Below are 25,694 nucleotides of genomic sequence, written 5' to 3' on the forward strand. Positions count from 1 at the left end.
CTGAAAGAGACTAAAGGTACTTGTTACATAACAATGGATGATGGGCGTACATTTGAACTTTCTAATTGTGCTTATATGAGGGTTTATTTATAGACAATAAAATCCGGGGGCTTTAAGCTGGTAGCCCTCGGATTTTATATGCTTTATTTGGGGTTAGTAAACATTCGATTATGACAAACCTGTCTCATTTAATTGGATGAAGATGATGAAGATGACGAAACTGCATTATTTCTGTCTCTTATCATATGCTGAAGAGTTATAAGAATAGCAACTAAAATCTTCTCATATTGGGGTTTGTAGATATCGATGCAATATTTGTCATGTAATGAAAGCATCTTTTGTGAGATAACTGCTATAATGCTTCCGTCTCTGTCATAAATTTCAAAGTTAAGACCAAGAATATTGCCCTTTAACTGCCAGCCAAGACCTTCAATATTGGTGATGTCTTTGATGATATGAAATATCTCATTAGAAAATTCAAATGTAAACCCATCATCCATTGTTATGTAATGTCTTTCATGAAGGCTGAATATTTTTCTCTCTATATGAGCAACCATTCTCTCAGAAGTGTCATATATATTGGTTTTATCATGCAGTGATAAAAATTTGGATGAAGCATGATATACAACATTTTCATTACCATCTGTAATATCGATCTTATGATGGATAGTGAAAACTTTAGTGCTGGTAAATAAAGACTTGGCAGGTCTTCCAAATCTTTCAACATTGTTGACGTTAGCGTCCTGACCTGCATCGCGGTAACGATGAACCTTAGAAAATACTCCCATAAATTCCCCTTCTTTTAAACTTTTTCCTGGTGATTTGATTTTTGCTCTGTAAAAGTACAAAATACAATTATAAGTATATATTACATATTACTGGTATAGCAATGGATTTAAGCTATAAAGTTTGTACTATATTCATTTTACCAAAAGTAATTAAGATACAAAAAGGAAGATTATTATATGAAAATAAGTCTGTTAAATGATTCTTTTCCTCCAGTTATAGACGGCGTAGCTAATGTAGTTATGAATTATGCCAGGATCCTTCATGAAATGGAAGGTAACAGGGTTGTTGTTGCAACTCCGAGATATCCGGATGCCAACTATTATCAGTATCCATATATGGTAATACCCTATCAAAGCTTTGATACTACAGAGATCATAAAAGGTTATAGAGCAGGTAATCCATTTGCTATTAGAGAACTTCAGGACCTTAAAGAGTTTAATCCTGATATCATACACTCTCACTGCCCTGTATCTTCTACTATTCTTGCAAGACTTCTTCGCCGCGAAACAGGAGCTCCTATAGTATTTACATATCACACCAAATTTGATGTTGATATTGCAAGAGCCGTAAAAGCTCAGATCATCCAGAAAGAGGCTATAAATGTACTTGTATCTAATATAGAGGCCTGTGATGATGTCTGGGTTGTAAGTAAGGGCGCAGGAGAAAATCTCAGATCGCTTGGCTATACAGGGGAGTATCATGTTATGAACAATGGCGTGGATTTTGCCAAAGGCCGCGCATCTGATGCAGAAGTTATAGAGGCAACTAAAGATTATGATCTGCCAAAAGATGTTCCTGTTTTTATCTTCGTTGGAAGGATCATTAAATATAAAGGCCTGTCCATGATACTTGATGCTTGCGAGATGCTGGATGAAGAAGGCATGGATTTCAGGATGGTATTTGTAGGAAGTGGCCCTGATGCAGAGGAACTGAGCCAAAGGGGGCAAAAACTTGGTAACAAAGTTATATTTACAGGCCCTATCTACGACAGAGAAGTGCTTAAAGCCTGGAATACAAGAGCTGACCTTTTTCTCTTCCCATCTGTATATGATACAAACGGACTTGTAGTAAGAGAAGCTGCAGCATGTGGCCTTGCAAGCGTACTTATAAAGGATTCCTGCGCTGCTGAAGGCGTTACAGATGGAAGGAATGGCTATATCATAGAAGAAAACGGCAGATCCATGGCCGATCTTCTCTTAAGAGTCTGTAAGGATATGGACGCAGTCCATGATGTCGGCATGCATGCAATGGATGAAATATATATATCCTGGGATGATAGCGTACATCAGGCTTACGAGCGCTACGGCGAAGTACTTGAACTTAAAGCTGCAGGAAAGCTTGAAGATCACAGAAAACTTACCGCAAGACTTGAAGACTATTATGGACTCTTTGAACCATACTCGGATTCTCTTACGCACTTTCCTTTTGATATACAAAATGATATCAAGGACCTCTCAAGCGGCTTGTATAACGGAGTTAAGAATATCTCAATAACTTCTGCTAACATGATCAACGAAGCAATAGACAGCTCTACCAATATGATAGGTAAAACTATTGAAGCCTCCTCAAACGTCCTAGAAAAGACAATCGAGACATCTTCTAATGTAATAGGAAAGACAATTGAGACATCTTCTAACGTCATAGGAAAGACAATTGAAACCTCTTCAAACGTTATAGGCAAAACAATTAATACCTCTACTAATAAGCTCAACGAAAAAGTCACGAACTCTGCTAATAAATTTAACGACAAGATTGAAAGCTTCTATAAAGCATACGATAAGTTCATATCAGAACTGGCAAAATCAGAAGATTAATATATTTCTCAAATGAAACATTTCGTAAGGGATACGAGGAGATAACATGGCAGATAATGCAAGAGGGAACATAATACGGGATTTCAGACGTATGTCTTTTTATCAGATATGGATCAGGAGCTTTGCAGACGGCAATGGTGATGGCATAGGGGATCTTTTAGGCGTTTATGACAAGCTTGATTATATTAAATCCCTGGGCGTTGACGGAATCTGGTTTTCCCCAATCTACCCCTCTCCCAACGCCGACTACGGCTATGACATATCCGATTATTACAATATTCATCCCGATTATGGCGATCTTGAACTCTTCAAGAAAGTCTTGGACGCTGCCCATAAAAAGGGACTTAAAGTCCTCATGGATCTTGTAGTCAATCACACCTCTGATGAGCATGAATGGTTCCTTGAAAGCAAAAAAAGTAAAGACAATAAATATAGTGATTATTATATTTGGAAGGATCCTAAGATCGTAAAAGGAAAGAAAGTTCCGCCCAATAACTGGGACTCCTTATTTGAAGGCAAAGCCTGGGACTACGTCCCTGAAAGAGATCAGTACTATCTTCACATTTTTGCCAGGAAGCAGCCTGATCTTAATATGGATAATCCTGTTGTAAGAAATGAAGTCAAGAAGATCATGAGATTCTGGCTTTCTATGGGTGTTGATGGTTTTAGAGAAGATGTTATCACCTTTATATCCAAGCATCCTGATCTTCCGGATGGTTACCCCTTTATTCCTGTTGCAAATGGTATGCCATTTTATAAGGATGGCCCAAGAATCCAGGAATATCTCAGGGAATTCAGGGATGTCTGTCTTGAATACGGCGCTCTTCAGATAGGTGAAGCACCGATGACTACTGTGGAGACGGCTCTTTCATACATAACGGGTAAAGACAGAACACTTGATATGATGTTCCATTTTGATCATATGATGGCTGACTGTTTTTTGACAGAATATATTCACAGGGATTTCGATCTTGTAAAGCTCAAAAAAGCCTTTAGTAAATGGCAGACAAGGCTTCTTGGAAAGGGATGGAATGCTCTTTATATGGAGAATCATGACCATCCGCGTGTAATAAGCCGCTATGGTAATGAGAAAAAGTACTGGAGAGAAAGCGGTACTGCGCTTGCAGCCTCTTATTTGTTTCAGCAAGGGACACCTTTTATCTATCAGGGCCAGGAAATAGGCATGACTAATATACGCCTTAGCTCTATCGATAAATATATAGATGTTTCATCTCACAACAACTATAACAATTTCCATACCAATGAGCCTGTAGCAAAGCGTCTTAAAAGGATCCAGGTTTCAAGCCGCGACTCTTCAAGGACTCCAATGCAGTGGAACAGCGGCAAATATGCCGGCTTTTCCACGGTAAAGCCATGGTTTTATTTAAATCATAATTATAAGACAGTTAATGTACAGACGCAGGACGAGGATCCTTATAGCATTCTAAATTTCTACAGAAAATGTCTTTCTTTAAGAAAAGAGAATGAAGGCCTTATATATGGCAGATATCGTGAATATTTTCATTTTAGTAAAAAGCTCTATGTATATGGTAGACGCTGGAAAGAGGAGCGTTATCTTATCATAATCTCTTTTTCTGAAAACAAAGAAAAGATCAAAGTCCCGAAGGGATTTGATCTTTACGATGCCAAACTACTTATATCTAATTATAACGATACTAATAGTATAGATTATTATTCAGAATTAAGACCTTATGAAGTCAGGGTCTTTAGGAAAGATGCGCCGAAAGCTCAGCAACCTGACTGCGAATAAAATTCCAGTCTTTGCAGCGGGTAAAATTATCATTTGGAAATTCTGCATTTCTGTTCCAGGGGCGGTCAAATACATTAACCTTGAGGTCCGGAAGGTGATTAAAGAACTTAAATGCAGCAGGTGAATCTTCTATAGCTACATCGAATTTCATTTTGTAATAATCTTCAAGTTCGAGCGTGAACTCGCTGTTCTTTATAAAGCTGTCTCTTCCGTATTTATTAAGACAAAAGAGGTTTACGCGCTTTAGATCGTGCTCATCAAGCCACATACGGGATGGTTCATAGGCGCTTGACGGGCGGCCTGTTATTATAGATACATTATGCCCTTTATCAAGCCATTCATTTACAACGCTGCAGGCACCTTCTGTTTCTTCATAAGACATAAGCGTCTGCGGAACATGAGCATCTATCATAAGTTTTTCGTACTGTTCTTTTGTAAGTCCAAAAGACTTTTGAAGGTCAAAAAATTCTATATTATCATAAGGAACTTCTTTTCCAAAAAGCTCTTTGGCAAGATTTGAAAGGGCTCTTGCTGTCTCACATAAGCAATCATCAAAATCAATATAAATATTCAATATTTTAAACTCCTTTAATTATTTATTTTTTATAAACTCACTAATGATGCGGGATTAATTAGCAGATATATAACTATATGTGAAATATTATCTCTCTTTTCGCATATTGATTTTACCACTAAGTTTAGCTCTTTTAAATGAATAAATGTTTCTTGTCAGGATCAGAATTAAGGAGGTACTATAATGCGACAAAAGTTCCTATCCTGTGTTGTAGCTATGGCTATGACACTAAGTCTTCTTTCAGGATGTAGTAACAAAGCTTCCGATACTGCTACTACAGCAGAAACTGAAGCAACTGCCACAGCTTCAAGTCAGGATGTTTCTACAATGGATACTACTGATAACTCTTTTCCATCAACTTTGACCAATTCTGTTCATAATAGTGCAGCACCAGACTGGACTGAGTACAACCAGCTTATTTTTAATATAAAAAATACAACGGATTATACAGAGCGCGAAGCTATGATGCACCGAGCAGAAGATATTCTTATGTCTACAGGTGCTGTTGTACCTATATATTATTACAATGATACTTACCTTCAGAAAAAATCTATAGATGGTATATATTCATCTTTATTTGGTACAAAGTATTTTATGTATGCCACAGGCTGCGCTAATAATACTTTAAGCGTCAGCCTTTCATCTGATCCTACCTACCTTGATCCTGCACTCAACTCTTCTGTAGACGGAGCTTGTCTTGTAGCAAATACTTTTGCAGGCCTTTATACCTACAATTCAGATGGTGAGTGTATTCCTTCACTTGCAGATAGTAATAATCCTTATGAAGTAAGTGAAGATGGACTTACCTATACTTTCCATTTAAAAGATAATCTGAAGTGGTCAGATGGAACTTCGCTTACGGCAAATGATTTTGTATATTCCTGGAACAGAGCTGTAAGTTCTTCAGTAAATGCTGACTATGCATATATGTTCAGCAATTTTGCAGGTTATGATGATGGCAAGATCAAAGCTAAGGCAGTTGATGATAAGACTCTTACATTTACTCTTACATCTCCCTGTGCTTATATTCTTGATCTTATGGCATTCCCTATCTTTTTCCCTGTAAATCAGGCATGTGTAGATGCTGCTGATCCTGACGGCGTTAATCCGGGAGCCTGGGCTGAGTCTACAGGTTTTGTTGCAAGCGGAGCCTTTACACTTAAATCCTGGGAGCCTGGCAACAAAATGATCTATGAAAAAAATCCATATTTCTACGATGCAGAAAATGTGGCTATAGATCAGCTGGTATTCCTCCTTTCTTCAGATGAGAATGTTATATATAGTGCGTATGTTAACGGTGAGATCGACTTCGCTGATTCAGTTCCTACTGATAAAATAGCAGGTTATCTATCCTCCGGTGATCCTGAATTTCATATAGCGCCTAACCTTGGTACCTATTATTTTGCTTTTAATGTTAACAGTCACCTTTTTGATGGCAAGACATCTGAACAGGCAGCTGCAATGAGAAGGGCTATAGGCCTTCTTGTAGACAGGTCTTATATTGTTGAAAACATAGGTCAGACCGGTCAGGTCATAGCAACATCATTTATACCTGAAGGTATGCTTGATGGTAACGGCGGCGTATTTAAAACAAGTGATGATCAGTATTCTTTCCCTGATTCATCATCAACGGGGTACTATCCTGCAGAAAAGACAGATGCTTCAGTTGATGAAGCCAAAGCGCTTCTTGAAGAGGCAGGCTATACTTTTGGCTCTGATGGTAAGCTTTCTCCAGAAACTCCGATAGCTTTTGAATTTCTGACCAATGATAGTCAAACGCACATTCTTGTTGCAGAAGCAATTAAGAATGATCTGGCACAAGTCGGTATAGAAGTTACTGTTGTTAAGGAAGACTGGAATACCTTCCTTCAGGACCGCAAAGATGGTAATTATGATGTTGCAAGAGAAGGATGGCTTGCAGATTTTAATGATCCTATAAATATGCTTGAGATGTTTATCACAGATTCAGGAAACAACGATCCTCAGTTCGGCAGAGAGCCGTATGTAGAAGAATAAGGAGGGGGTTTTTATATGTTTAAAAAGATGAATTTGCTGACCAAGATGCTTGTTGGTATAATTCCTGCCGTTGCACTTGCTCTTATTCTTGTAACGGCTGTAAGCGTAGGAAGATCATCTGATATTATTGAAGAGTTGACAAACGACAAGGCATCAGAATCTATTCAGAACAATATCAGCGATATTAATTCAACCCTTATGACTCTTAGAGCAACAGCAACAACACTTGCTAATACTGTTGGTGGAACATATAGCTCCACAGATCTTGATGTATATCAGGCTATTTTTAAAAAGGCCATTTTATCAAATGATACTATTTCTGGTGCAGGTATATGGTTTAAGCAGGGTGTATATGAGCACAATAGCTATGCCGGACCTTACTGGTACAGGGATGGCTCTACCATTACTTATACTGATGAATACTCAAATGCAGAGTATGACTACTTCTCACAGGATTATTATATTGTTGCTTCTACTCTTTCTGAAGGCCAATCCAACATAACAGACCCGTATTATGATTCTTCAAGTGGCAAGGTAATGGCGACATGTTCAGCTCCTATATATGATGTTGCCGGTTACTTTTCAGGCTGTATTACTGTTGATATATATCTTGATTCTATTCAGGCTCTTATATCTGATATTTCACTTGGTGTGAATTCAGCTCCTATACTGCTGGATTCCAAAGGTGTATATCTATATGACACTGATGCTGAAAAAGTTTCAAATTCTACTCCTATAACAAGTGACAGTAATTCCTCTCTTGCTGCTATAGGTTCAGAAATACTTGCTAAAGAAAGCGGCGTTTCATCTTTTACCCAGAATGGAGAAGAATATATTCTATTCTATGGCACTGTACCTGATGTTGGCTGGAAACTTGCAGTAACTCTTCAGGAAAAAGAAATGATGGAAAGCGTAACCTCTATAAGAACATTCCTTATCATGATATGCGTTGTTGCTGTTATTGTATGTGTTGCTATTATTTTCGGTCTTGCTCTTTCTATAGTAAGAAGTGTTAACGGTGTCAAGAAATTCGCAGGAGATCTTGCAAATGGTGATTTTACAATAGATAAGATTAAGACAAGAAGCTCTGATGAACTTGGGCAGATGTCGTTGTCTCTTAATAACATGTATGAAAGTAATAAATCTGTTATAACGCAGGTTTCTGAAGAATCATCCAAGATTGGAAAAGCATCTTCAAGCCTTGGCGATATGGCAGAGCAGCTCAATAACGACTTCGAGGCAATAAGAAACAATATGTCAGCCGTTAACGATGCAATGATGAATGCTTCAGCTGCGACAGAGGAAGTTAATGCTTCTATAGAAGAAGTAAATGCTTCTGTACAAATGCTTTCCGGGCAGGCAGATGAAAATAAAGAACATGCAGATAGTATTAAGCGTAAAGCCTTTGATATAGAAGAAAAGTCTCAAAAAGCCAGTGAGAATGCTGCTCTTATCGCTTCGCAAAGACGAAATGATGTTGAAGAGGCTAACTCTCAGGCTGCAGTAGTTGAGGAAATCGGCTCACTTGCTGATTCTATAGCAGAAATTGCAGATCAGATCAATCTTTTGTCTTTGAATGCTTCAATAGAAGCTGCCAGAGCAGGTGAACACGGCAAAGGCTTTGCAGTTGTTGCTTCTGAGATCAATAAGCTTGCAGGTGAAACAGCTGAGGCAGTAGGCCAGATACAGGGAACAGTCGATAATGTTCAGGCAGCTTTCCAAAACCTGCTTAATGCTTCTAATGAGCTGTTGGCTTTCCTTAATGATACTGTAAAGAATGACTATGACAGCTTTGTTAATGTGGCAAGAGAATATGGAAGCGATGCTGACTCCTTTGGTCAGCAGTCAAACTCTATTGCAGAGATGGTCAATACTATACGTAGTGCTATGAGTGAAGTTAGTACTGCTATTCAGAATATAACCGAATCTACGCAGGATACGGCATCAAGAAGCTCAAGTATCACAGATACTGTTAACACTGTATCAGATGTTGTAGGTAATGTATCAGATATGTCTGAAAACCAGCAGGAAATTTCAAGAAAGCTATCCAGCGTTGTTGGCAAGTTTAAGATTAAATGATCAAAAATCCCGCACTCTTTAGGGTGCGGGATCCTATAAATATAACTTATAACGATCTAGCAAGAAAACAATTACATTTAGCTTATGGGTAGTTCACTATCTATATCTTTTATATAACTTTATATATCTTATCTGAAGCATTCAGATATTTCTTAAGAGGAATCCATACTGCAAATGCAAGAACGCTTCCAATCAGAGCTGTTATAAGCTGAACTGTAGAAAACTGTGCCTGAAGGACAGGAAGCATCTTCTCCTTTATTGGCTGTGGAAGAAATGATGGAAGGAGCCATAAAGAGATTGTAAGTCCCATTACTACAGCTTTTATGATACTTCCACCTATCATGCCTATGCATAGTCTTATGTTCTTATTTATATTATTTAGAAACTTATTATAGAAAAGCCATACACATATGACCAGCACCGCATTACCAAGCATGACCATTGGAATCATTGCAGGTACAGCTGCCATAACAGGACTTCCTGTAATGATAAAGGCTGTTACAGGCGTTATGATGCTAAGTATTATTCCGCATGAAAGGCCTGCTGTAAGAACAGCAATTATGAGACATGCGTTAATGATAGGACCTGTTATAAATACGCTGAGATTTTTGAAGAACTGACTCACAATACATATTGCGAGCAGAATACCTGTGATTGCTATTTGTCTTGTTGTAATTTTCATTCCAGCCCTCTTATCGCGAGTGAATATTGGATACAGCATCTGGAGCTCGCGTCACATGCTGCCGAGTATTAGATACTACTCTTTCTCCCATTAGATTAATAGTATGAATGATAACCATGTAAGTCTTAATTCAAATTCGATTTTGAGTAAGAACGAATTGAAATGACTTTTGAATCCTTATGTCAATTATACATAATATTCCATCATCTGTAATTACATCTTTCGCGCCTTTGTAATTATCCCCTTGACAAATTATAAATATGGTCAGATAATTAACTGTCAAATTAATAGATTTTATTTTATATACGAAGGACTGGCAAAGGCGTCAGGTATCTTTTAGGGGATACCTCTCACCCTTTATGGCGGTTCTTTTTTGTTTTTAGAAGAAGGAGACTTATATGGCGACAAAATATGTATTTGTAACAGGCGGCGTAGTTTCAGGACTCGGAAAAGGGATAACGGCAGCATCTCTGGGACGACTCTTAAAAGCCAGAGGCTATAAGGTGACAATGCAGAAATTTGACCCATACTTAAACATCGACCCAGGTACCATGAACCCTATCCAGCACGGCGAAGTATTTGTAACCGATGACGGTACGGAGACAGACCTTGACCTTGGACATTATGAGCGTTTCATCGATGAGAGTCTCGACAAGAATTCTAACGTAACAAGTGGTAAGGTTTACTGGTCTATCCTTCAGAAGGAGCGTCGCGGAGACTTTGGAGGTCACACTGTTCAGGTAATCCCTCATGTGACCAACGAGATCAAGAGCCGCTTCTATCGTAACAACACAGATGACGAAACACATATTGCCATTATCGAAGTGGGCGGAACAGTTGGTGATATCGAGTCTCAGCCATTTCTTGAAGCTATCCGTCAGTTCCAGCACGAAGTAGGACCACAGAATTCAATGCTTATTCTGGTATCACTTCTTCCATATTTAAGATGCTCACAGGAGCTTAAGACCAAGCCAACACAGGCTGCAGTTAAAACTATGCAGGGAATGGGCCTTCAGCCAGATGTTATAGTAGCAAGATCAGAAGTTGACTTTGAAGATGAGCTCAAGGACAAGATTGCACTTTTTTGTAATATCCCTTCAGATCATGTACTCAAGAATCTGGACCTTAAGTACCTCTACGAAGCTCCTCTTGCTATGGAAAAAGAGCGTCTTGCCCATGTAGCATGCAAGTGCCTTGGCCTTGATTGTCCTGAACCGGATCTTACTGACTGGAAAGAGATGGTCAATACTCTTTATTCATTAAATCATACAGTTAATATAGCTCTTGTTGGTAAATATACACAGCTCCATGATGCTTATATCAGCGTAGTTGAAGCCCTTAAACATGGCGGTATATCCAATAAGACAGAGGTTTGCATTAAATGGGTTGATTCAGAGACTATTACAGATGAAAATGTTTCTGATGCACTGTCAGATGTTGATGGAATCCTTGTTCCGGGTGGCTTTGGAGACAGAGGTATCGATGGAATGATAAGTGCGATCAAGTTTGCAAGAGAGAATAATATTCCTTTCCTTGGACTGTGTCTTGGTATGCAGCTTTCTATTGTTGAATTTGCGAGAAATGTTGCAGGTATTCATGATGCAGACTCAATAGAGTTCAACCCAAGTACCCAGCATCCTGTTATCGCATTTTTGCCGGATCATGATGAAGATGATGAGCTTGGCGGTACTCTTCGCCTTGGTTCATATCCTTGTACTTTGAAGAAAGATTCTCTTGCTAACAGACTTTATGGTACCTGCGATATCACAGAGCGTCATCGTCACAGATATGAAGTTAATAATGCATTTAGAGAGGCATTTACTAATGCCGGATTATCTATATGCGGAACATCACCTGATAACAGAATCGTTGAAATGATTGAAAATCCTTCCTGCGATTTCTTCATTGCTACTCAGGCTCATCCGGAACTCAAGTCAAGACCTAACAGACCACATCCTCTTTTTGCCGGTCTTGTAGAAGCAGCTCTTAAGCATGAAGCCAAATAAACCTTTAATGTGATCAGGCATATATAAATACATAGGACTAACATATAGTAATACTATATTTTGAATTAAAATAATATATACAGGAGGCCATATGTACACACTCAATGAAAACTATTTAAAACTTCCGGGAAGCTATCTGTTTTCAGGAATCGCACAAAAAGTAGCAGCTTATCAGAAATCACATCCTGATGCAGACATTATCCGTCTTGGTATCGGAGATGTAACTCAGCCTTTATGCAAGGCTGTTATAGATGAGCTTCACAAAGCCGTTGATGAGATGGCAAGCGCTGATACCTTCAAGGGATATGCGCCTGATCTTGGATATGACTTCCTTCGTCATGCTATGGCCGAAAATGATTATAGAAATAACGGCTGTGAGATAGCCGATGATGAAATCTTCATTTCAGATGGTGCAAAGTCTGATTCTGCCAATATTCAGGAGATTTTCGGACAGGAATGTAAACTTGCTGTATGTGATCCTGTATATCCTGTATATGTTGATTCTAATGTAATGGCAGGAAGATGTGGAGATTATGATGAGAAGACAAGCATGTGGAGCAATGTAATATATATGCCTTGCACAGCTGAAAACGGATTTGTACCTCAGATCCCTTCACAGACTCCGGATCTTATATATCTGTGCTTCCCTAACAATCCAACAGGTGAAGTTATAACAAGAGACGAGCTTCAGAAATGGGTTGATTATGCCAATAAGGTTGGCGCTATTATCATCTATGATGCTGCATACGAAGCATATATCACAGATCCTTCTATACCTCACAGTATTTATGAATGCAAGGGTGCAAGAACCTGCGCTATAGAGCTTAGATCTTTTTCCAAAAATGCAGGATTCACAGGACTTCGTCTTGGCGCTACAATAATTCCTCACGATATCGTTGTTGCAAAGACTGCTATCGGCAAGGAAAATGTTGAGCTTCACAGCCTCTGGGCAAGAAGACACGGAACTAAATATAACGGAGCCCCATATATCGTACAGCGTGCAGGACTTGCCTGCTATTCAGAAGAAGGTAAGGCTCAGATCAAGGAGCAGGTTGCTACTTATATGAAGAATGCCAAGTATATCAAGAATGGTCTTAAGGAAGCTGGCTTTACCGTATACGGAGGCGAGAATTCTCCTTATGTATGGCTCAGAACACCTAATAATATGACCAGCTGGGAATTCTTTGATATGCTTTTGGAAAAGGCTAACGTTGTAGGAACTCCTGGTTCAGGTTTTGGTCCAAGCGGTGAGCACTATTTCAGACTTACAGCATTCGGAAGCTACGAGAATAGCGTAAAAGCTATAGAGAGAATCAAAAATATTTAAGTATCGGTAATTCTGGAATTGAACCAAAATCCTCCAAAGCATATGCCTTGGAGGATTTTAAATAAGATCTAAATGAACATGTTCACTTTGTAAAGCTTAAATAAAGGTTTCATTTAGGAGGTTATGCAGGAATCCTTGGTAATTCTATTACTAAGCAGTTCATTATTTTATTAGATAGTAAATGAATTACGGATTTCCTTAAGTTCGTTAGAATTTTCCTTGGTCTCTGCAACTACAGATACAACGCCTTCAGACAGCTGTGCTACATCTGTAGTCTTCTCTGCTACCGTTGTAACAGCCTGAGCAGCCTCTCCAACAGTCTTGGATATATCAGAAATAGAGGTACTGATCTCGTTTGTAGACTCCTGAAGTTCTCCAATCTGCTCATATATAGCACCAAGAGCATCAGAAAATCCCTTGGCATCATCCTGATATTGTTTACTCATATCAAGGAATTTTTCATAATCTGCTGTTACATCTGTACTTACATAATCGAGTGTTCTCTGGAGACATGTACTCATTTCATTTACAGCATTTTGTACTTCTGCAACTATTTCCATGATGTCTTTTACTGTCTCTGAAGACTGGGTCGCAAGAGATCCTATTTCTGTAGCAACTACTGCAAATCCTTTACCGGCATCACCTGCACGGGCAGCTTCTATAGAAGCATTAAGTGCAAGGAGATTGGTCTGGCTTGCGATACTCTGAATGGCACCTGCAAGGGTGTTAACTTTTTCAACAGCTTTAGATTTCTCGAGAGCTTCTTTGCCCTGAGCATCAATCTCTTCATAAATCTTGGCAGTCTTTTGAGAAGCTTCAAGTGTATCCTGACGGATGCCTGCCGCTTTCTCACTAATTTCTTTGGCCATATCAGCAGAGTTAAGGGCAGAATCTGCAATGGTATCAGCTTTAATTTTAATATTACTTGTATTATCACTGATAAGGTCAGTAGAAGCTGATGTTTCTTCCATAGAAGCTGCAAGTTCCTGGGAAGTTGCAGAATTATCTGCGTTAGCAGAATCAATCTTAAAGGTAATATCTGAAAGGGTTTCTGCATGCTCGGCAAGATGGTCGGAGGTATTGCTTATCCTGCCTACAAGATCGCGGAGGTTCTGCTCCATTTCGCCTATTGCTACTGCCATAATGCCGGTTTCATCTTTGTTTTTCTCAAGCTTATCAAGATCAGTACTCATTGAGAAGTCAAGATCACCAACCTGCTTGATAATTCCGGTAAGACGTCTTATTGGTCTTGTGATTCCAGCTGCAGCTATAATACTGAATCCGAGAAGTATGATTCCAAGTAATGAAGAAAGGATTATACCTGCATTTCTTACAGAATTGATCTCTGCCATTATGTCATCTTCGTTGGCAACAATAACTGTAACCCATTTAGTAGAAGACACTACCTGGTAAGCGCCATACTTGGTTGTGCCATTTTCATCAACATAATGGAATATACCATTTTCTTCATAGTTACCGGTAGGAATAGCTTCAAGAATAGATGCAACATTATCATTAAAGACAGTTGTTCCTATCTTATCTTCTTTCTTGTGATATAAGAAGGTACCTTCACCATCAACAACATATACATAACTTGAATCAATGCCGTTTAGTCCTTTTCCATCAAGACTTTCTTTGAGAACTGAATAGTCTGTATTTTCCTCGCCGTAATCTTCGACAAGCTTATCAACAATTTCAGAAGAAAGTGTAGCAATGTCCCGCATGTTGTTTTCTGTTACATTCTGAACAGCACTCTTTGCTTTAGGTATAATATATACAATATTTAACAGGAAAAACAGTAATACGCATACAACGATCAGCATTATGATCTTTGCATATATTGAGTGAATATTTATTTTTCTTTTCTTCATGCAGATACCTCCTACATTTACAATATTGAACTTTACAATAATATATCGGCATATTTGGGGACAATCTTAAATTTATATGTGAAAATGTGGTAGAATTATATAAGTGTTGAAACTATTATCATCATTATTGCATGAAAACATTGGACCATTCTTAAGTTTTCTACAATCAGAAAGGTTGTATATGAAAAGAAATATAAATATATTAAAAGCATTAATTATTTCACTATCCGTAACATCTCTTGTTGCCTGCACTTCACCAAATGTTGATGATGAGTCTATACAAGGTACTGTAACTCCTGCTGATAATGTTTCGGGATCTGATAGCTCAGATACAGGTAATTCAGATACAAATACTTCAGATGCAAGTGGAGCATCAAATGCTGATTCATCAGAAAGTGCTTCTGCAGATGCAGGAGCTGATGAAACTTCAGATTCTTCTGCTGAAGATGAAAGCACTACATCAAATGCTTCAACAACAGCTACTACTATTTACAGAGACCCAATCAGTAATAATGAGCCAATTAAGGACGGCTATCTTAATGTTGTTTTTCTTGGAGATGAGCAGTTTCTTACAGGAGAAAGTGAAGGAAATACGATTCCGGAACTTCTGACTAACAGATTTGATTATACCAATATCTATAATCTTGCAATAGAAGGAACAACAGGTGCAATACCTCGTTCTCAGACATCAACTAACCTGTCTGACTATGAGGAGCCTAACTTTACCGCTATGGCACATGTACTTACAGGTGATATTAAGATTTCAGCTTTAGGGGATAAGGTTAGTGATGAGGTAAGCTCTACCTGCTCTAAGATTGATGTTTCTACTGTAGACTATTATGTGATAGGATATGGTTTTTATGATTATTACAACGGAATAGAATCAATAAATGAGAACAATCCCAAAGATGAGCACAGTCTTTATGGAGCTATAATTACTGGTATCGAGACATTACAGGAAGTATCACCTAATGCCCAGTATATAGTTTGTAGCCCTTATTATTGCAGATTCTATGATGAAAACGGAGCTGATATAGGTGATGCATTTTCAGTTACAAAGGGGCTTCAGACTCTTGCTGTATACGCAGATAAGACAGTCCTTGCAGCTGAGCAGTGCTATAACACTTTAAAGATGCCTGCTATAAGTGGTACTCTTTTTGATCTTAATGGTCATACATATACTGAATATCTTGAATCTGACGGACAGACCTTGAATCTTAAAGGGCGAAGAATCTATACAGATGCACTTGCCAAGGTTATCAAGTACCATCTTGGACTTATTGGCGAAGAAGAATTTAATACTACGATCACGATCGCAGACTATACCTAATCTATGATTTATCATATCATGAAACACACAGTTAATGAGTGTATTCGTAATTTACATTAAAAATTTATGATTTCGTCACTTCTTTCCAAATATCATAAATTAAAACAGATAAAGGACATGTATTACATGTCCTTTATCTGTTTTGCTATATCTTTAGCTTTGTCTGCATATTTACCGGAAAGGGTAAGGAGCTTATCTGCATAGTCTTTAAGATCGTCAACTTTAGTTGCTATCTTCTTTTCTTCAAGTATTTCTTTGCCTTTGCTTACTGCTTTTGATGAACACTCTTTAACCTTTGGCTCTATCTTGTCCCAGTTAAGGCCAATTGCAAAGCCAATAACAAGAGAACAAATGATTCCAATACATAGTCTTTTTCTATTTCTACGAGCTTTTTTCTTTTCTTCTTCCTGTTCCTTGTTTTTACTCATAAGCATCTCCTATTCCTATTATTCATGTGATATATGAATAATATTTTTAATATTTTGATATGGATGCCAAAATATGCTTTTGACAAAATAAGAAGATCAGATTTCAATTCTTTAAAGCTAAATTGGTCTTACTACATATCATAAATAATTATATCATAAAAATTATACTATTTTTAAAGATAAACTGTGAACTTCCATTCATCTAAAGGTGATTGTTTTTCAGGCTAGGCCATTATAATAGACCATGCTATAATACAATCATTGATAAAGGGAGGATAAATCGTGAATAATTCCTTAAATAAAATTTTAGATCAAAATAAGATCATGGTAATTGATGGATCTATGTCTACAGCACTGGAAAAACTTGGTGCTGATCTTAATAATGAGTTGTGGACTGCTAAAATTCTTGCAGAGCATCCTGAGCTTGTCAAACAGGTTCATATTAATTATTTTAAGGCAGGTGCTGACTGCGGAATAACCTGTTCTTATCAGGCATCAATTCCCGGCCTTATTAAAAACGGGTTTACACAAAAAGAAGCAGAAGATCTTATAGCAAGATCTGTGACTATTTTCCTTGAAGCAAGGGATGAATGGTGGGAGGAAGAAGGCAAGAAGTCAGGGCGACTCTTTCCAGTCTGTCTTGCAAGTGTAGGCCCTTTTGGAGCATATCTGGCTGATGGTTCTGAATATACAGGTTATTATGATACAAGTCGTAGTAATCTATATGATTTTCATCGCCGCAGGATGGAAATCTTAGTAAGCGCAGGTGCTGATATACTGATGATAGAAACGCAGCCATCTTTAGAAGAAGCACTTATTGAAGCTGAAATTGCTGAAGATCTTGGATGTGATTATGCAATAACATTTTCATGTGCTGATAAGAAACATACCTGCAAGGGAGAACTGTTGAGCGAATGTGCTAAGGTCCTATCTAAGGATCATCCTCATCTTCGCATGCTTGGTGTTAATTGTGTAAAGCCTGAGTATGTGACAGCTTTAATAGAAGAGCTTAAAAAGGGTACAGATCTTCCAATTGCTGTATATCCTAACAGCGGAGAAGAATATGATCCTGTCACTAAGACCTGGAAAGCTTCTGATGGTATGCGTGATTTTGGGGAATATGCATATTCATATATGAAAGCCGGAGCAAGTGCAGTTGGCGGTTGCTGCACTACAGTAGAAGATCATATTAAGAAAGTAGTTAAGGCAAGAGATGAATTTCTTGCAAACGGCCAGCCTGTAACCATTCATAAGTAAGTTGATCATAGGGAGGATATTAAATGGAAAGGGTTACTGACTTTTTATATTCAGTTGATGATTTTATGTGGGGATCATGGATGACTGTACTGATCCTTACTGTTGGTATTGTTCTGACAATAAGATTCAGATTTTCTTATCAGAGAAAAATAGTCTTCAACTTCAAGAATACTTTTGCCAAGATAAGATCAGGCAGTGAGGGAGAAGGAACTATTTCAGGCTTTAGAGCTGCCTGTACTGCTCTTGCTAATACAGTTGGAACCGGCAATATAAGCGGAGTTGCAACTGCTATAGTAAGCGGAGGTCCAGGAGCCCTCGTATGGATGTGGATATCAGCATTTTTTGGCATGTCCACAAAAGCTTGCGAGATCATTATAGGACAGCGATACAGAGAGCATTATAAAGAGTCAATGAATGAGTATGTCTGCGACAGATCTTTTGTCCTTAAAAATGCATTTGGATGGAAAAAGGGAGCTGTAATACTCGCAGTATTCTGCTTTGTATTTGGACCATGGACCTGCTCAGTTCAGACAGAGGCTGTAACCAGTTCTATGCTTGAGGCTTTCGGAATTCCCAGTCTTGTATCTGTCTCAATCATTGGAATTACCTGCCTTGTAACTATATGGGGAGGGCTTAAAAGAATATCGGGCGTTATGTCAAAAGCTGTTCCTATCATGGCAGTTTTATATATCCTCATGGGACTTGGGGTCATTATCCTTAATATAGATAAAATCCCTTATGTTATAGCGCTTGTATTTAAAAGTGCCTTCTCTCCCACTGCTGCTGTAGGAGGCTTTGCCGGAGCAACAGTCAGAGATGCTCTTCAGTACGGTGTTGCAAGAGGTATATATTCTAATGATGCGGGAACTGGATATGGAATGATCGCCCATGCTTCTGCCAAAACTGACCATCCTGTAAGACAGTCTCTTTGGGGATGGGGCGAAGTATGCCTTGATACCTTCATCATATGCGCCGTTACTGCATTTACCATTATAATAACAGGTTCTTATTATACTAGTGATGCTACTTCCGGTGCTCTTACAACCATCGCATTTACAAAGGCTTACGGTAATATAGGTGGCAAGCTTACAGCAATAGCAATTGCTGTTTTTGCCTGGACCACGATCATTGGTATGTATTATACGTGCGAAAAATCTGTGAACTATGCTTTTGGAGATACCAATACCAATAAAAAAATGATGCCTGTATATATGATCTACTACATGGTCCCATGCGTAGTTCTATACAGGCTTGAAGCTGATGTGCTTTGGGCATTTACAGATATATTGTCAGCGGTATATGTACTTATTACTGTCTTTATAATAATAGCCAAGCACAAAGAGATATTCCGTCTTTTTGATGACTTCTGGAAGAGATATATTCCGGCAAAGGAAAAAGGCGAAAATCCGCCTTTTGTCACTTTTGATTGCAAAGAAGATCGTAAAGTGTAGGTTTAAAACCAAACTCTTCTATCATACTCTCAATTTCCTTCATGGCTGATACAACCTTGGCTCTTGGAGTAACAGGTCTTTTGATGGCTCTTATCAGAAGGTTTTTGGGAGTATGATCGAGATCTACGAACTCAAGTATCTGAGTCTTGTATCCCTGACATTCAAGTATATTGGCTCTTATTGCATCTGTTGCAAGAGCTGAAAATCTCTCTTTGATAATTCCATATCTTGATAATATTGCAAGATCCTTGGGCTTTATCTGTTTATTAAGCTCATGCTGGCAGCATGGAACTGAAAAGATCATTTTGGCATTCCACATGACTGCGTTGTATAAGGCATAATCAGTTGCTGTATCACAGGCATGGAGAGTTATGACCATATCAACATCAAATGGAGTCTTATATCCGTTGATATCACCAAGTTCAAAATGGAGCTTATCATAGCCATACTTTTTGGCAGCCTCATTACAGTTTTTGATAACACTTTCTTTAAGATCAAGACCTATCATGTTGACTTCAATATTTTTGATCTTGGTCAGATAATAATAGACAACAAAGGTTAGATAGGACTTGCCACATCCAAAATCTATTACATTAAGCTTAGTAATATTCCCATTTGATATCTCATCATCAAGAATTTCTATAAATCTGTTGATCTGCTTGTATTTATCATACTTGGACTTAACAACACTTCCATCTGAAGTAAATACACCCATATCTACAAGTGGTGGAATCCTCATCCCTTCTTCAAGGATGTAGTTCTTCTTGCCACTTGAAGCCTTTTGATTTAGGACAACCTGATCGTTTGCCTTCTTTTTAACCTTATAAGAAGCCTTACCTTTTTTGGATACTAGAATTATATGCTCCTCTGAATTCGACATACCATTAACCTGCTTGAAAAGGCCTTCTGTAAGCTCATAGCACCTTTTGGCAATAGCATCTAGCCCAAGATTTTCGTGGAAAACCTGAGTCTTGGTATATTTAGATATCTGATAGGTGTCTTTTTTATTATTAAGCTTTTCTATTACAAGTTTCTTGTTTTCATTGGCAGAGTGAGTAGGATTACTTATTATTATCTTCTTTACATCCGCCTCGATCATCATTTTTAGGTACTGTTCTAATTCGTTCATCTTATTCCTTTCAATCTGTATATATGCTCTATTCATGCAGTATATGTGCTTTTCATACTATATATATACAGGGTATATTACTTTTTACCACTTACAAACATCATTACAAATGCGATGAGAAGCATTGAAGATGCAACTAATATTGCCTTTTCATTATATATATCGGAAGTATATTTTCCAATAACTGCTCCTAAGATAAAAAAGGCTATGCATCCATAATAAGAAAATGCTTTCTGAAGCTGGTTTTTGTCTTTATGTATAAAGTACTGGCATATGCTCTGGGTTCCGCTTCTGAGGTTACCTGTACACATCGTTGTTGCCATGCCGTATCCATTAAACTTTGCAAATGTGGCAACCTGAGTTCCACAAGTAAAAGAAATAAGTGAATTGACTATAAGATTCATGCTCTGTGGCATAAATGCAGAGATAACAAGTGCAATTATTTCTATCAAAAGAGATATCTGCCTCCAATGAAACATACCCTGTTCATTATTTTTAAGTCTTATTATTTCAGAAACTACAACGCCAAGCGCAAAGGCAGTTATGGGTATAAGGTATTGCAAGGCTTTTGATATATGGTTGTTTGAAAGGTTTATAGCCATAAGGACTATATTGCCTGTTTCAGCATTAGCAAATACTCCGCCTCTGCATATATAAGAATAAGTATCCATAAATCCGCCTGCTATGGCAAGTACTACTGCAAGCATCATTGATTCTGACATCTGTTTTTGAATTTTCATGATAGTCTCCATTTCTAAGCTGCTACTAATAATTGTATCACGCTTGTAAATAGCATAACTGTGCGGATGAAAGCTAATTATAAACTGTTCTATAACAAATAGAACATAAATTGTTTAGAATTATATAATTTCTATTTAATTGGATTGCTGTTCTATCTGTGCTATAACATAGTCACAAGGAAATGAAAGTTACATTTCAACAGTAAATAGATATTAAAAACAAAAAGGAGATGACTATTATGTTAAGAACAGGTAGAAGAAATCAAAATTGTGGTAACAGATATTACAACGATGCATTTGATCTTATGGATGATATGTTCAATAATTTCTGGGGAACAGGACTTGAATCCACCAGCAATATGAGAACAGATGTTATCGAAGAGGATAATGCATACAAGCTTATTACAGATCTTCCGGGATTTGATAAGAGCGACATTGGTATCTCACTTAAGGAGGACATCCTTACAATTACTGCAAGTCATAAGGATGCAGATAATAAGGAAGCTGAACCTAAATATATCAGAAGAGAAAGAGTAAAGAGCTCTTTTGAAAGATCCTTCAGAGTAGAGAATGTTACAGCAGACGACATTTCTGCAGCATATGAAAATGGTGTACTCACTGTTACTATTCCTAAGAAACAGCCTGTAGAACCTGAAACCAAAAAGATTGCAATCGCTTAAGATATTAAGCGTATGCATATATGAGCCATTTATATAGCTCAGGATTAATTACAACAGTTCATAACTGCTAATATAGAAAGGAAGTGTTTTTTATGTTAATGCCTATGTTATGGAGTAATGATTTTGATGAAGTTATGGATCCTTTTGATATTTGGGATCACGCAACAGACAGATTCTTTGGAAATGATCTGATGCAGTTTGATACCATGAAGACTGATGTTATCGAAGAAGACCATGATTATAAACTAAAGGCTGATCTTCCGGGCTTTAACAAAGAAGATATCGGCATCGATCTTAAAGGCGGTGTACTTACTATAAGTGCTTCTCACAAGGAAAATAATGATGAAAAAGACGACAAGGGCAAATATGTCCGTAGAGAGCGTAGAGAAATGTCCTATCATAGAAGCTTTACAGTAGGTGATGAAGTAAAACCTGAAGATATAAATGCTGCTTATGAAAATGGTGTTCTTACAGTCATTCTTCCTAAGAAGGAAATAGAGCAGAAAAACGATGACGTAAAGAGAATCGAAGTAAAGTAATTAAAGTTAAGTAATCAAAGTTAAATTGCTAAGTCTTCTCTCTTATGATTAGATTTTCATTGGTAGTTAATAGAGTTATCTAATCTTAAAAGTCAAACATATAGCCCGTACTCGACAAAGAGTATGGGCTATATGTTTTAAGAAGTATATTAAATGAACATGTTCATTTAGTTTTTAGGAATTAAATATAACTTTTCAGCCAAGTGCTGCAGTAAATCCTATCATTAAAACAGTTATTGAGATTATGGATACGACTGTAGTTACTGTAATTGCTCCTGAAAGAATCTCTGTATCCTCTCCCATCTTCTCTGACTGAATAAGAGGAAGATTACCAATAGGCATTGCTGCCATGAGGCAGAATGTGAGGATTGTCACGTCATCGCGGTTGATTGTTCTTAACAGAATAAAGATAATTATTGGAAGTGCGATCATTCTGATAAGAATATAAGCCCATATTCTTACATTCTTAATACTCTTACCAATACCGGATCTTGCTATGGATACACCAAGAAGAGTCATTGACAGAAAGACTGTCGCATTCCCGATATGAACAAGGCTGCTACTGATAATAGCAGGGGGAGTATAGTTAAACCAGCATACAACAAGACTAAGTATGGCCATGACAGTACCAGGGCTTAATACCTTTTTAAGGTCTAGTTTTTCTTTACCATTACTGATAACCAGTATTCCATGAGTGTAAAAGAGTAAACAGTAGAAAATATTGCAGATTATAACGTAGATAATGGCCTTTTCCGGAAGAATAGCCTTGGCAACAGGAATTCCGATAAAGCCTACATTGGTATATACGATCATAAGATTATAGAATCTTCTCTTGTCCTTATTTACTTTTAAAAGAAGTGGGAATAATGGCGCAAGAAGCATAAGTGCAGCATAGAATATAAATCCAAGAAGCATTGCTTCTATAAGCTCTGCATGACTTACAGAGATATTTCCTGAAATAATAGATGCCATAACAAGTGCCGGATTACATATATCCATTACAAGAACTGACAATCTTTGTGATACTTTATCATCTATAACTTTTTTCTTGTATAAATAAAAACCTATTGCAACAAGGATGACAATTACTCCCATCTGCTGCATAACAACTGCTGAACTCATGCACTCCTCCCACATATAACTTAGCTACATATTCCTGAATGCTTCATTCAAGAAAACGTACTATACTGTGTTTTTCATTAATATATTATTCTAATTGATTGTACACAGTCTAACAAGTGGGAATCTTATTGTCATATAGGTAATACTATTCATCCCAAAATAACTCATCCAAAGTTTTATCCAATGCTTTACAAATTGTAATGCAAAGCTTAATAGTAGGATTATAGTCACCCTTTTCTATAGCACTTATCGTCTGTCTTGAAACATTACATAATTTGGCAAGATCATCCTGTGACAAATCCTTTGCAGCTCTGGCAGATTTTAATTTTAAGTTTTTCATGATCACACCTCTGCATCTTTTTTATTTGAGATCATCTTACTCAGGATCATTACACATATTACAGTGAAGAATGTAACAATACCTGCCTCGACAATGATATTTGCGATAAGACCCTGTAACATCAACGTTTCATTATTTTGAGTAAATAGCTTGATAGCATTTCGAACAAGGGTAAACAGGTTAATCGCATCAACTACAATACATAAAGTAAAATAGCGTTTCCAATCCTGACCTATAAAGAAAAACGAATCATGTCTGATGCAGTATACTCCAAATACTAAAACTCCTGCGAGCAATATAATAAGGAGTACCCCGCTCAATATGTAAGAGGGAACAGCTGCCGAATCGATCACAACCATCAGTATAAGTCCAGAAAGCAGTACAACTGTTGTTCCATAAGCATATTTATATGCATCTGCTCTTATCTGAAGCTGCATTTCATCATAGTGTTCTGATGATTTTAATTTCTTTTTGAGAAAAATAATAATACCAAAAATCACTAAGTAAACCGCCAAATACAAAAATCTTTCCATCATAACCTTATACCTCCTAAGATATCCCTTTGATGATTACCATTTATTATGCGTAGCAGTTCGATTACATTCTCCTAAATGTAACCTTTTATAAAACAATGATCATTTGCTTTTATGATTTTAATATATGTTCTAATATGAAAAATGTCAACTATATTTTACATTTTCATATTTATATTTTCCATAATGATTTCTGCTCTTATTTGTTGTTTCTACCATTATTGGTGCCGCCAAGCATCAGCTATAAATAACAGTTTGCATAATAAAAGACCAATATCATTTTCATGATACTGGTCTTTATTTTGATTCTAAAATATTAAATTGGAATACCTTTTATATTGTCTACGTCTGGCAGTTACAAACTCAGATGAATAATCTTAACCATCCCAAGCCAATCAGATAACACCATATTTAATTTCGTAGATAATTTGAGTCCTTTCTTACTAATATGAGTATAAAACATTGCCTTACCCTGTGCATACAGATCTAAACCATCTAGCTGATCTCTCTGAAGCTTTTGCTCCTTTTCGCGGAGCTCTGTCAGATCATTCGCATATATAAGCTTGTCTACTTTATAAGTTGCCTTGGCTTCACTTGCTAAAGTCTGGAACTTTGAAAGCCCCATACTGTACTTCTTTGCACCCTCGTCATAACGAACAAACTTCTTTGCGTATAATGCTGTTTCCTCTACATCTGCTCTTCTGTTGTAGGACTTCATCTCAATCACATCAGTGATGATGTCTTCTCTGTAATCTTTGATGATGGCTTTTAAGACTGCGTAATTTTCATATAGAAAATCAAATCTCTGCCCTACATCACTGTCTAAGTATTCGTCAATGCTAATTGCCTCAGATTCCATGTGTACCTCCTATAGAATTTCTGAAGCATAACCGGTTTGCTTCTGTATCTCGTTGACAAGGCTTATTATAGGTTGTCACGCTTTTTTAATCGTTTGCCAAAGATTGGACTTATGGGGAGAAAAGTACAATGACGTTGTACTTTTAGGCAAACGAAAAAGACGCATAAACCATATGGTCTATACGCCCCTGCTATAGCATTCATATTAATGCTGATTAGTTTATCCGCACTTTCCGCAATTACTGCATCCGTTACATATTGGCTTCATTCCACATCTTTGGCACTTTGTTCCAAAGATCTTTTTATATGACTCGGATATCTCATATCCCCATTCATCATGCAAATCAAACTTCATCGG

At 37.5% G+C, this 25,694-nt stretch carries 22 protein-coding genes; 11 read left to right on the plus strand and 11 right to left on the minus strand.

Features of this window, described 5'->3' with window-relative positions:
- Positions 1-188: 188 nt before the first annotated feature.
- A complete protein-coding gene (locus K6G87_RS11655) occupies positions 189-788 on the minus strand; it encodes an LURP-one-related/scramblase family protein (protein ID WP_296837378.1) in 600 nt (199 codons plus the stop codon).
- A gap of 177 nt (positions 789-965) precedes the next feature.
- Here K6G87_RS11655 and K6G87_RS11660 point away from each other — a divergent pair, with 177 nt between their 5' ends.
- Positions 966-2,603 carry a glycosyltransferase gene (locus K6G87_RS11660; RefSeq protein WP_296837380.1) on the plus strand — a complete coding sequence of 546 codons (1,638 nt, stop codon included), beginning with the start codon at positions 966-968 and terminating at the stop codon, positions 2,601-2,603.
- A gap of 46 nt (positions 2,604-2,649) precedes the next feature.
- Positions 2,650-4,374 carry an alpha-glucosidase gene (locus K6G87_RS11665; RefSeq protein WP_296837384.1) on the plus strand — a complete coding sequence of 575 codons (1,725 nt, stop codon included), beginning with the start codon at positions 2,650-2,652 and terminating at the stop codon, positions 4,372-4,374.
- Here the strand turns inward: K6G87_RS11665 and K6G87_RS11670 are convergent.
- On the minus strand, positions 4,331-4,948 hold the full coding sequence (locus tag K6G87_RS11670) for an LNS2 domain-containing protein (RefSeq protein ID WP_296837386.1): 618 nt from the start codon (positions 4,946-4,948) through the stop codon (positions 4,331-4,333). The two genes, K6G87_RS11665 and K6G87_RS11670, sit on opposite strands and share 44 nt — an antisense overlap.
- Before the next feature lie 183 nt (positions 4,949-5,131).
- On the opposite strand from K6G87_RS11670, the gene K6G87_RS11675 reads away from it, so the two are divergent.
- The gene (locus tag K6G87_RS11675; RefSeq protein ID WP_296837388.1) at positions 5,132-6,964 is read left to right on the plus strand and encodes a peptide ABC transporter substrate-binding protein; all 1,833 of its coding nucleotides are present in this window, start codon (positions 5,132-5,134) and stop codon (positions 6,962-6,964) included.
- A 15-nt stretch (positions 6,965-6,979) separates the two neighbouring features.
- Positions 6,980-9,043, plus strand: coding sequence for a methyl-accepting chemotaxis protein (locus K6G87_RS11680; protein ID WP_296837391.1), 2,064 nt, complete (start codon positions 6,980-6,982; stop codon positions 9,041-9,043).
- A 109-nt stretch (positions 9,044-9,152) separates the two neighbouring features.
- Here the strand turns inward: K6G87_RS11680 and K6G87_RS11685 are convergent, their stop codons facing one another.
- Positions 9,153-9,725, minus strand: a complete 573-nt coding sequence (locus K6G87_RS11685; protein ID WP_296837393.1) for an ECF transporter S component — start codon at positions 9,723-9,725, stop codon at positions 9,153-9,155.
- A 398-nt stretch (positions 9,726-10,123) separates the two neighbouring features.
- On the opposite strand from K6G87_RS11685, the gene K6G87_RS11690 reads away from it, so the two are divergent.
- Positions 10,124-11,731 (plus strand): CTP synthase, encoded by a 1,608-nt coding sequence (locus K6G87_RS11690; protein ID WP_296837395.1) that lies wholly within the window; start codon positions 10,124-10,126, stop codon positions 11,729-11,731.
- A 91-nt stretch (positions 11,732-11,822) separates the two neighbouring features.
- Positions 11,823-13,058, plus strand: coding sequence for an LL-diaminopimelate aminotransferase (locus K6G87_RS11695; protein WP_296837398.1), 1,236 nt, complete (start codon positions 11,823-11,825; stop codon positions 13,056-13,058).
- Between the two features lie 170 nt (positions 13,059-13,228).
- On the opposite strand, the gene K6G87_RS11700 is transcribed toward K6G87_RS11695, so the two are convergent.
- Positions 13,229-14,929, minus strand: coding sequence for a methyl-accepting chemotaxis protein (locus K6G87_RS11700; protein WP_296837400.1), 1,701 nt, complete (start codon positions 14,927-14,929; stop codon positions 13,229-13,231).
- Positions 14,930-15,110: 181 nt separating this feature from the next.
- Between K6G87_RS11700 and K6G87_RS11705 the strand changes: the two genes are divergently transcribed.
- Entirely contained in the window at positions 15,111-16,259 is a 1,149-nt protein-coding gene (locus K6G87_RS11705) for a hypothetical protein (protein WP_296837403.1), read from the plus strand.
- Between the two features lie 122 nt (positions 16,260-16,381).
- Here K6G87_RS11705 and K6G87_RS11710 read toward each other — a convergent pair whose 3' ends face one another.
- On the minus strand, positions 16,382-16,687 hold the full coding sequence (locus tag K6G87_RS11710) for a hypothetical protein (protein ID WP_296837406.1): 306 nt from the start codon (positions 16,685-16,687) through the stop codon (positions 16,382-16,384).
- 282 nt (positions 16,688-16,969) lie between these two features.
- Between K6G87_RS11710 and mmuM the strand changes: the two genes are divergently transcribed.
- Positions 16,970-17,944, plus strand: coding sequence for a homocysteine S-methyltransferase (mmuM, locus tag K6G87_RS11715; RefSeq protein ID WP_296837410.1), 975 nt, complete (start codon positions 16,970-16,972; stop codon positions 17,942-17,944).
- Between the two features lie 23 nt (positions 17,945-17,967).
- Positions 17,968-19,395 (plus strand): alanine/glycine:cation symporter family protein, encoded by a 1,428-nt coding sequence (locus K6G87_RS11720; protein WP_296837413.1) that lies wholly within the window; start codon positions 17,968-17,970, stop codon positions 19,393-19,395.
- Here K6G87_RS11720 and K6G87_RS11725 read toward each other — a convergent pair.
- Positions 19,361-20,524, minus strand: coding sequence for a class I SAM-dependent methyltransferase (locus K6G87_RS11725; RefSeq protein WP_296837416.1), 1,164 nt, complete (start codon positions 20,522-20,524; stop codon positions 19,361-19,363). The genes K6G87_RS11720 and K6G87_RS11725 overlap by 35 nt on opposite strands.
- 77 nt (positions 20,525-20,601) lie before the next feature.
- Positions 20,602-21,264: a YoaK family protein gene (locus K6G87_RS11730; protein ID WP_296837419.1), complete on the minus strand. Its 663-nt coding sequence runs from the start codon at positions 21,262-21,264 to the stop codon at positions 20,602-20,604.
- A 239-nt stretch (positions 21,265-21,503) separates the two neighbouring features.
- Between K6G87_RS11730 and K6G87_RS11735 the strand changes: the two genes are divergently transcribed.
- The gene (locus K6G87_RS11735) at positions 21,504-21,944 is read left to right on the plus strand and encodes an Hsp20/alpha crystallin family protein (RefSeq protein ID WP_296837422.1); all 441 of its coding nucleotides are present in this window, start codon (positions 21,504-21,506) and stop codon (positions 21,942-21,944) included.
- Positions 21,945-22,036: 92 nt separating this feature from the next.
- Entirely contained in the window at positions 22,037-22,483 is a 447-nt protein-coding gene (locus tag K6G87_RS11740) for an Hsp20/alpha crystallin family protein (protein ID WP_296837425.1), read from the plus strand.
- Between the two features lie 195 nt (positions 22,484-22,678).
- Here the strand turns inward: K6G87_RS11740 and K6G87_RS11745 are convergent, their stop codons facing one another.
- The 4 genes from K6G87_RS11745 to K6G87_RS20075 form a co-directional block, all read right to left on the minus strand.
- Positions 22,679-23,605: an AEC family transporter gene (locus K6G87_RS11745; protein ID WP_296837428.1), complete on the minus strand. Its 927-nt coding sequence runs from the start codon at positions 23,603-23,605 to the stop codon at positions 22,679-22,681.
- Positions 23,606-23,750: 145 nt separating this feature from the next.
- Positions 23,751-23,945 (minus strand): helix-turn-helix transcriptional regulator, encoded by a 195-nt coding sequence (locus tag K6G87_RS11750; RefSeq protein ID WP_296837433.1) that lies wholly within the window; start codon positions 23,943-23,945, stop codon positions 23,751-23,753.
- Positions 23,946-23,947: 2 nt separating this feature from the next.
- Complete coding sequence (locus K6G87_RS11755) at positions 23,948-24,481, minus strand: hypothetical protein (protein ID WP_296837436.1); 534 nt, start codon at positions 24,479-24,481, stop codon at positions 23,948-23,950.
- Positions 24,482-24,833: 352 nt separating this feature from the next.
- Entirely contained in the window at positions 24,834-25,337 is a 504-nt protein-coding gene (locus tag K6G87_RS20075) for a DUF6462 family protein (RefSeq protein ID WP_442863371.1), read from the minus strand.
- Positions 25,338-25,694: the final 357 nt, after the last annotated feature.

The sequence above is a fragment of the Butyrivibrio sp. genome (genome assembly GCF_024699075.1).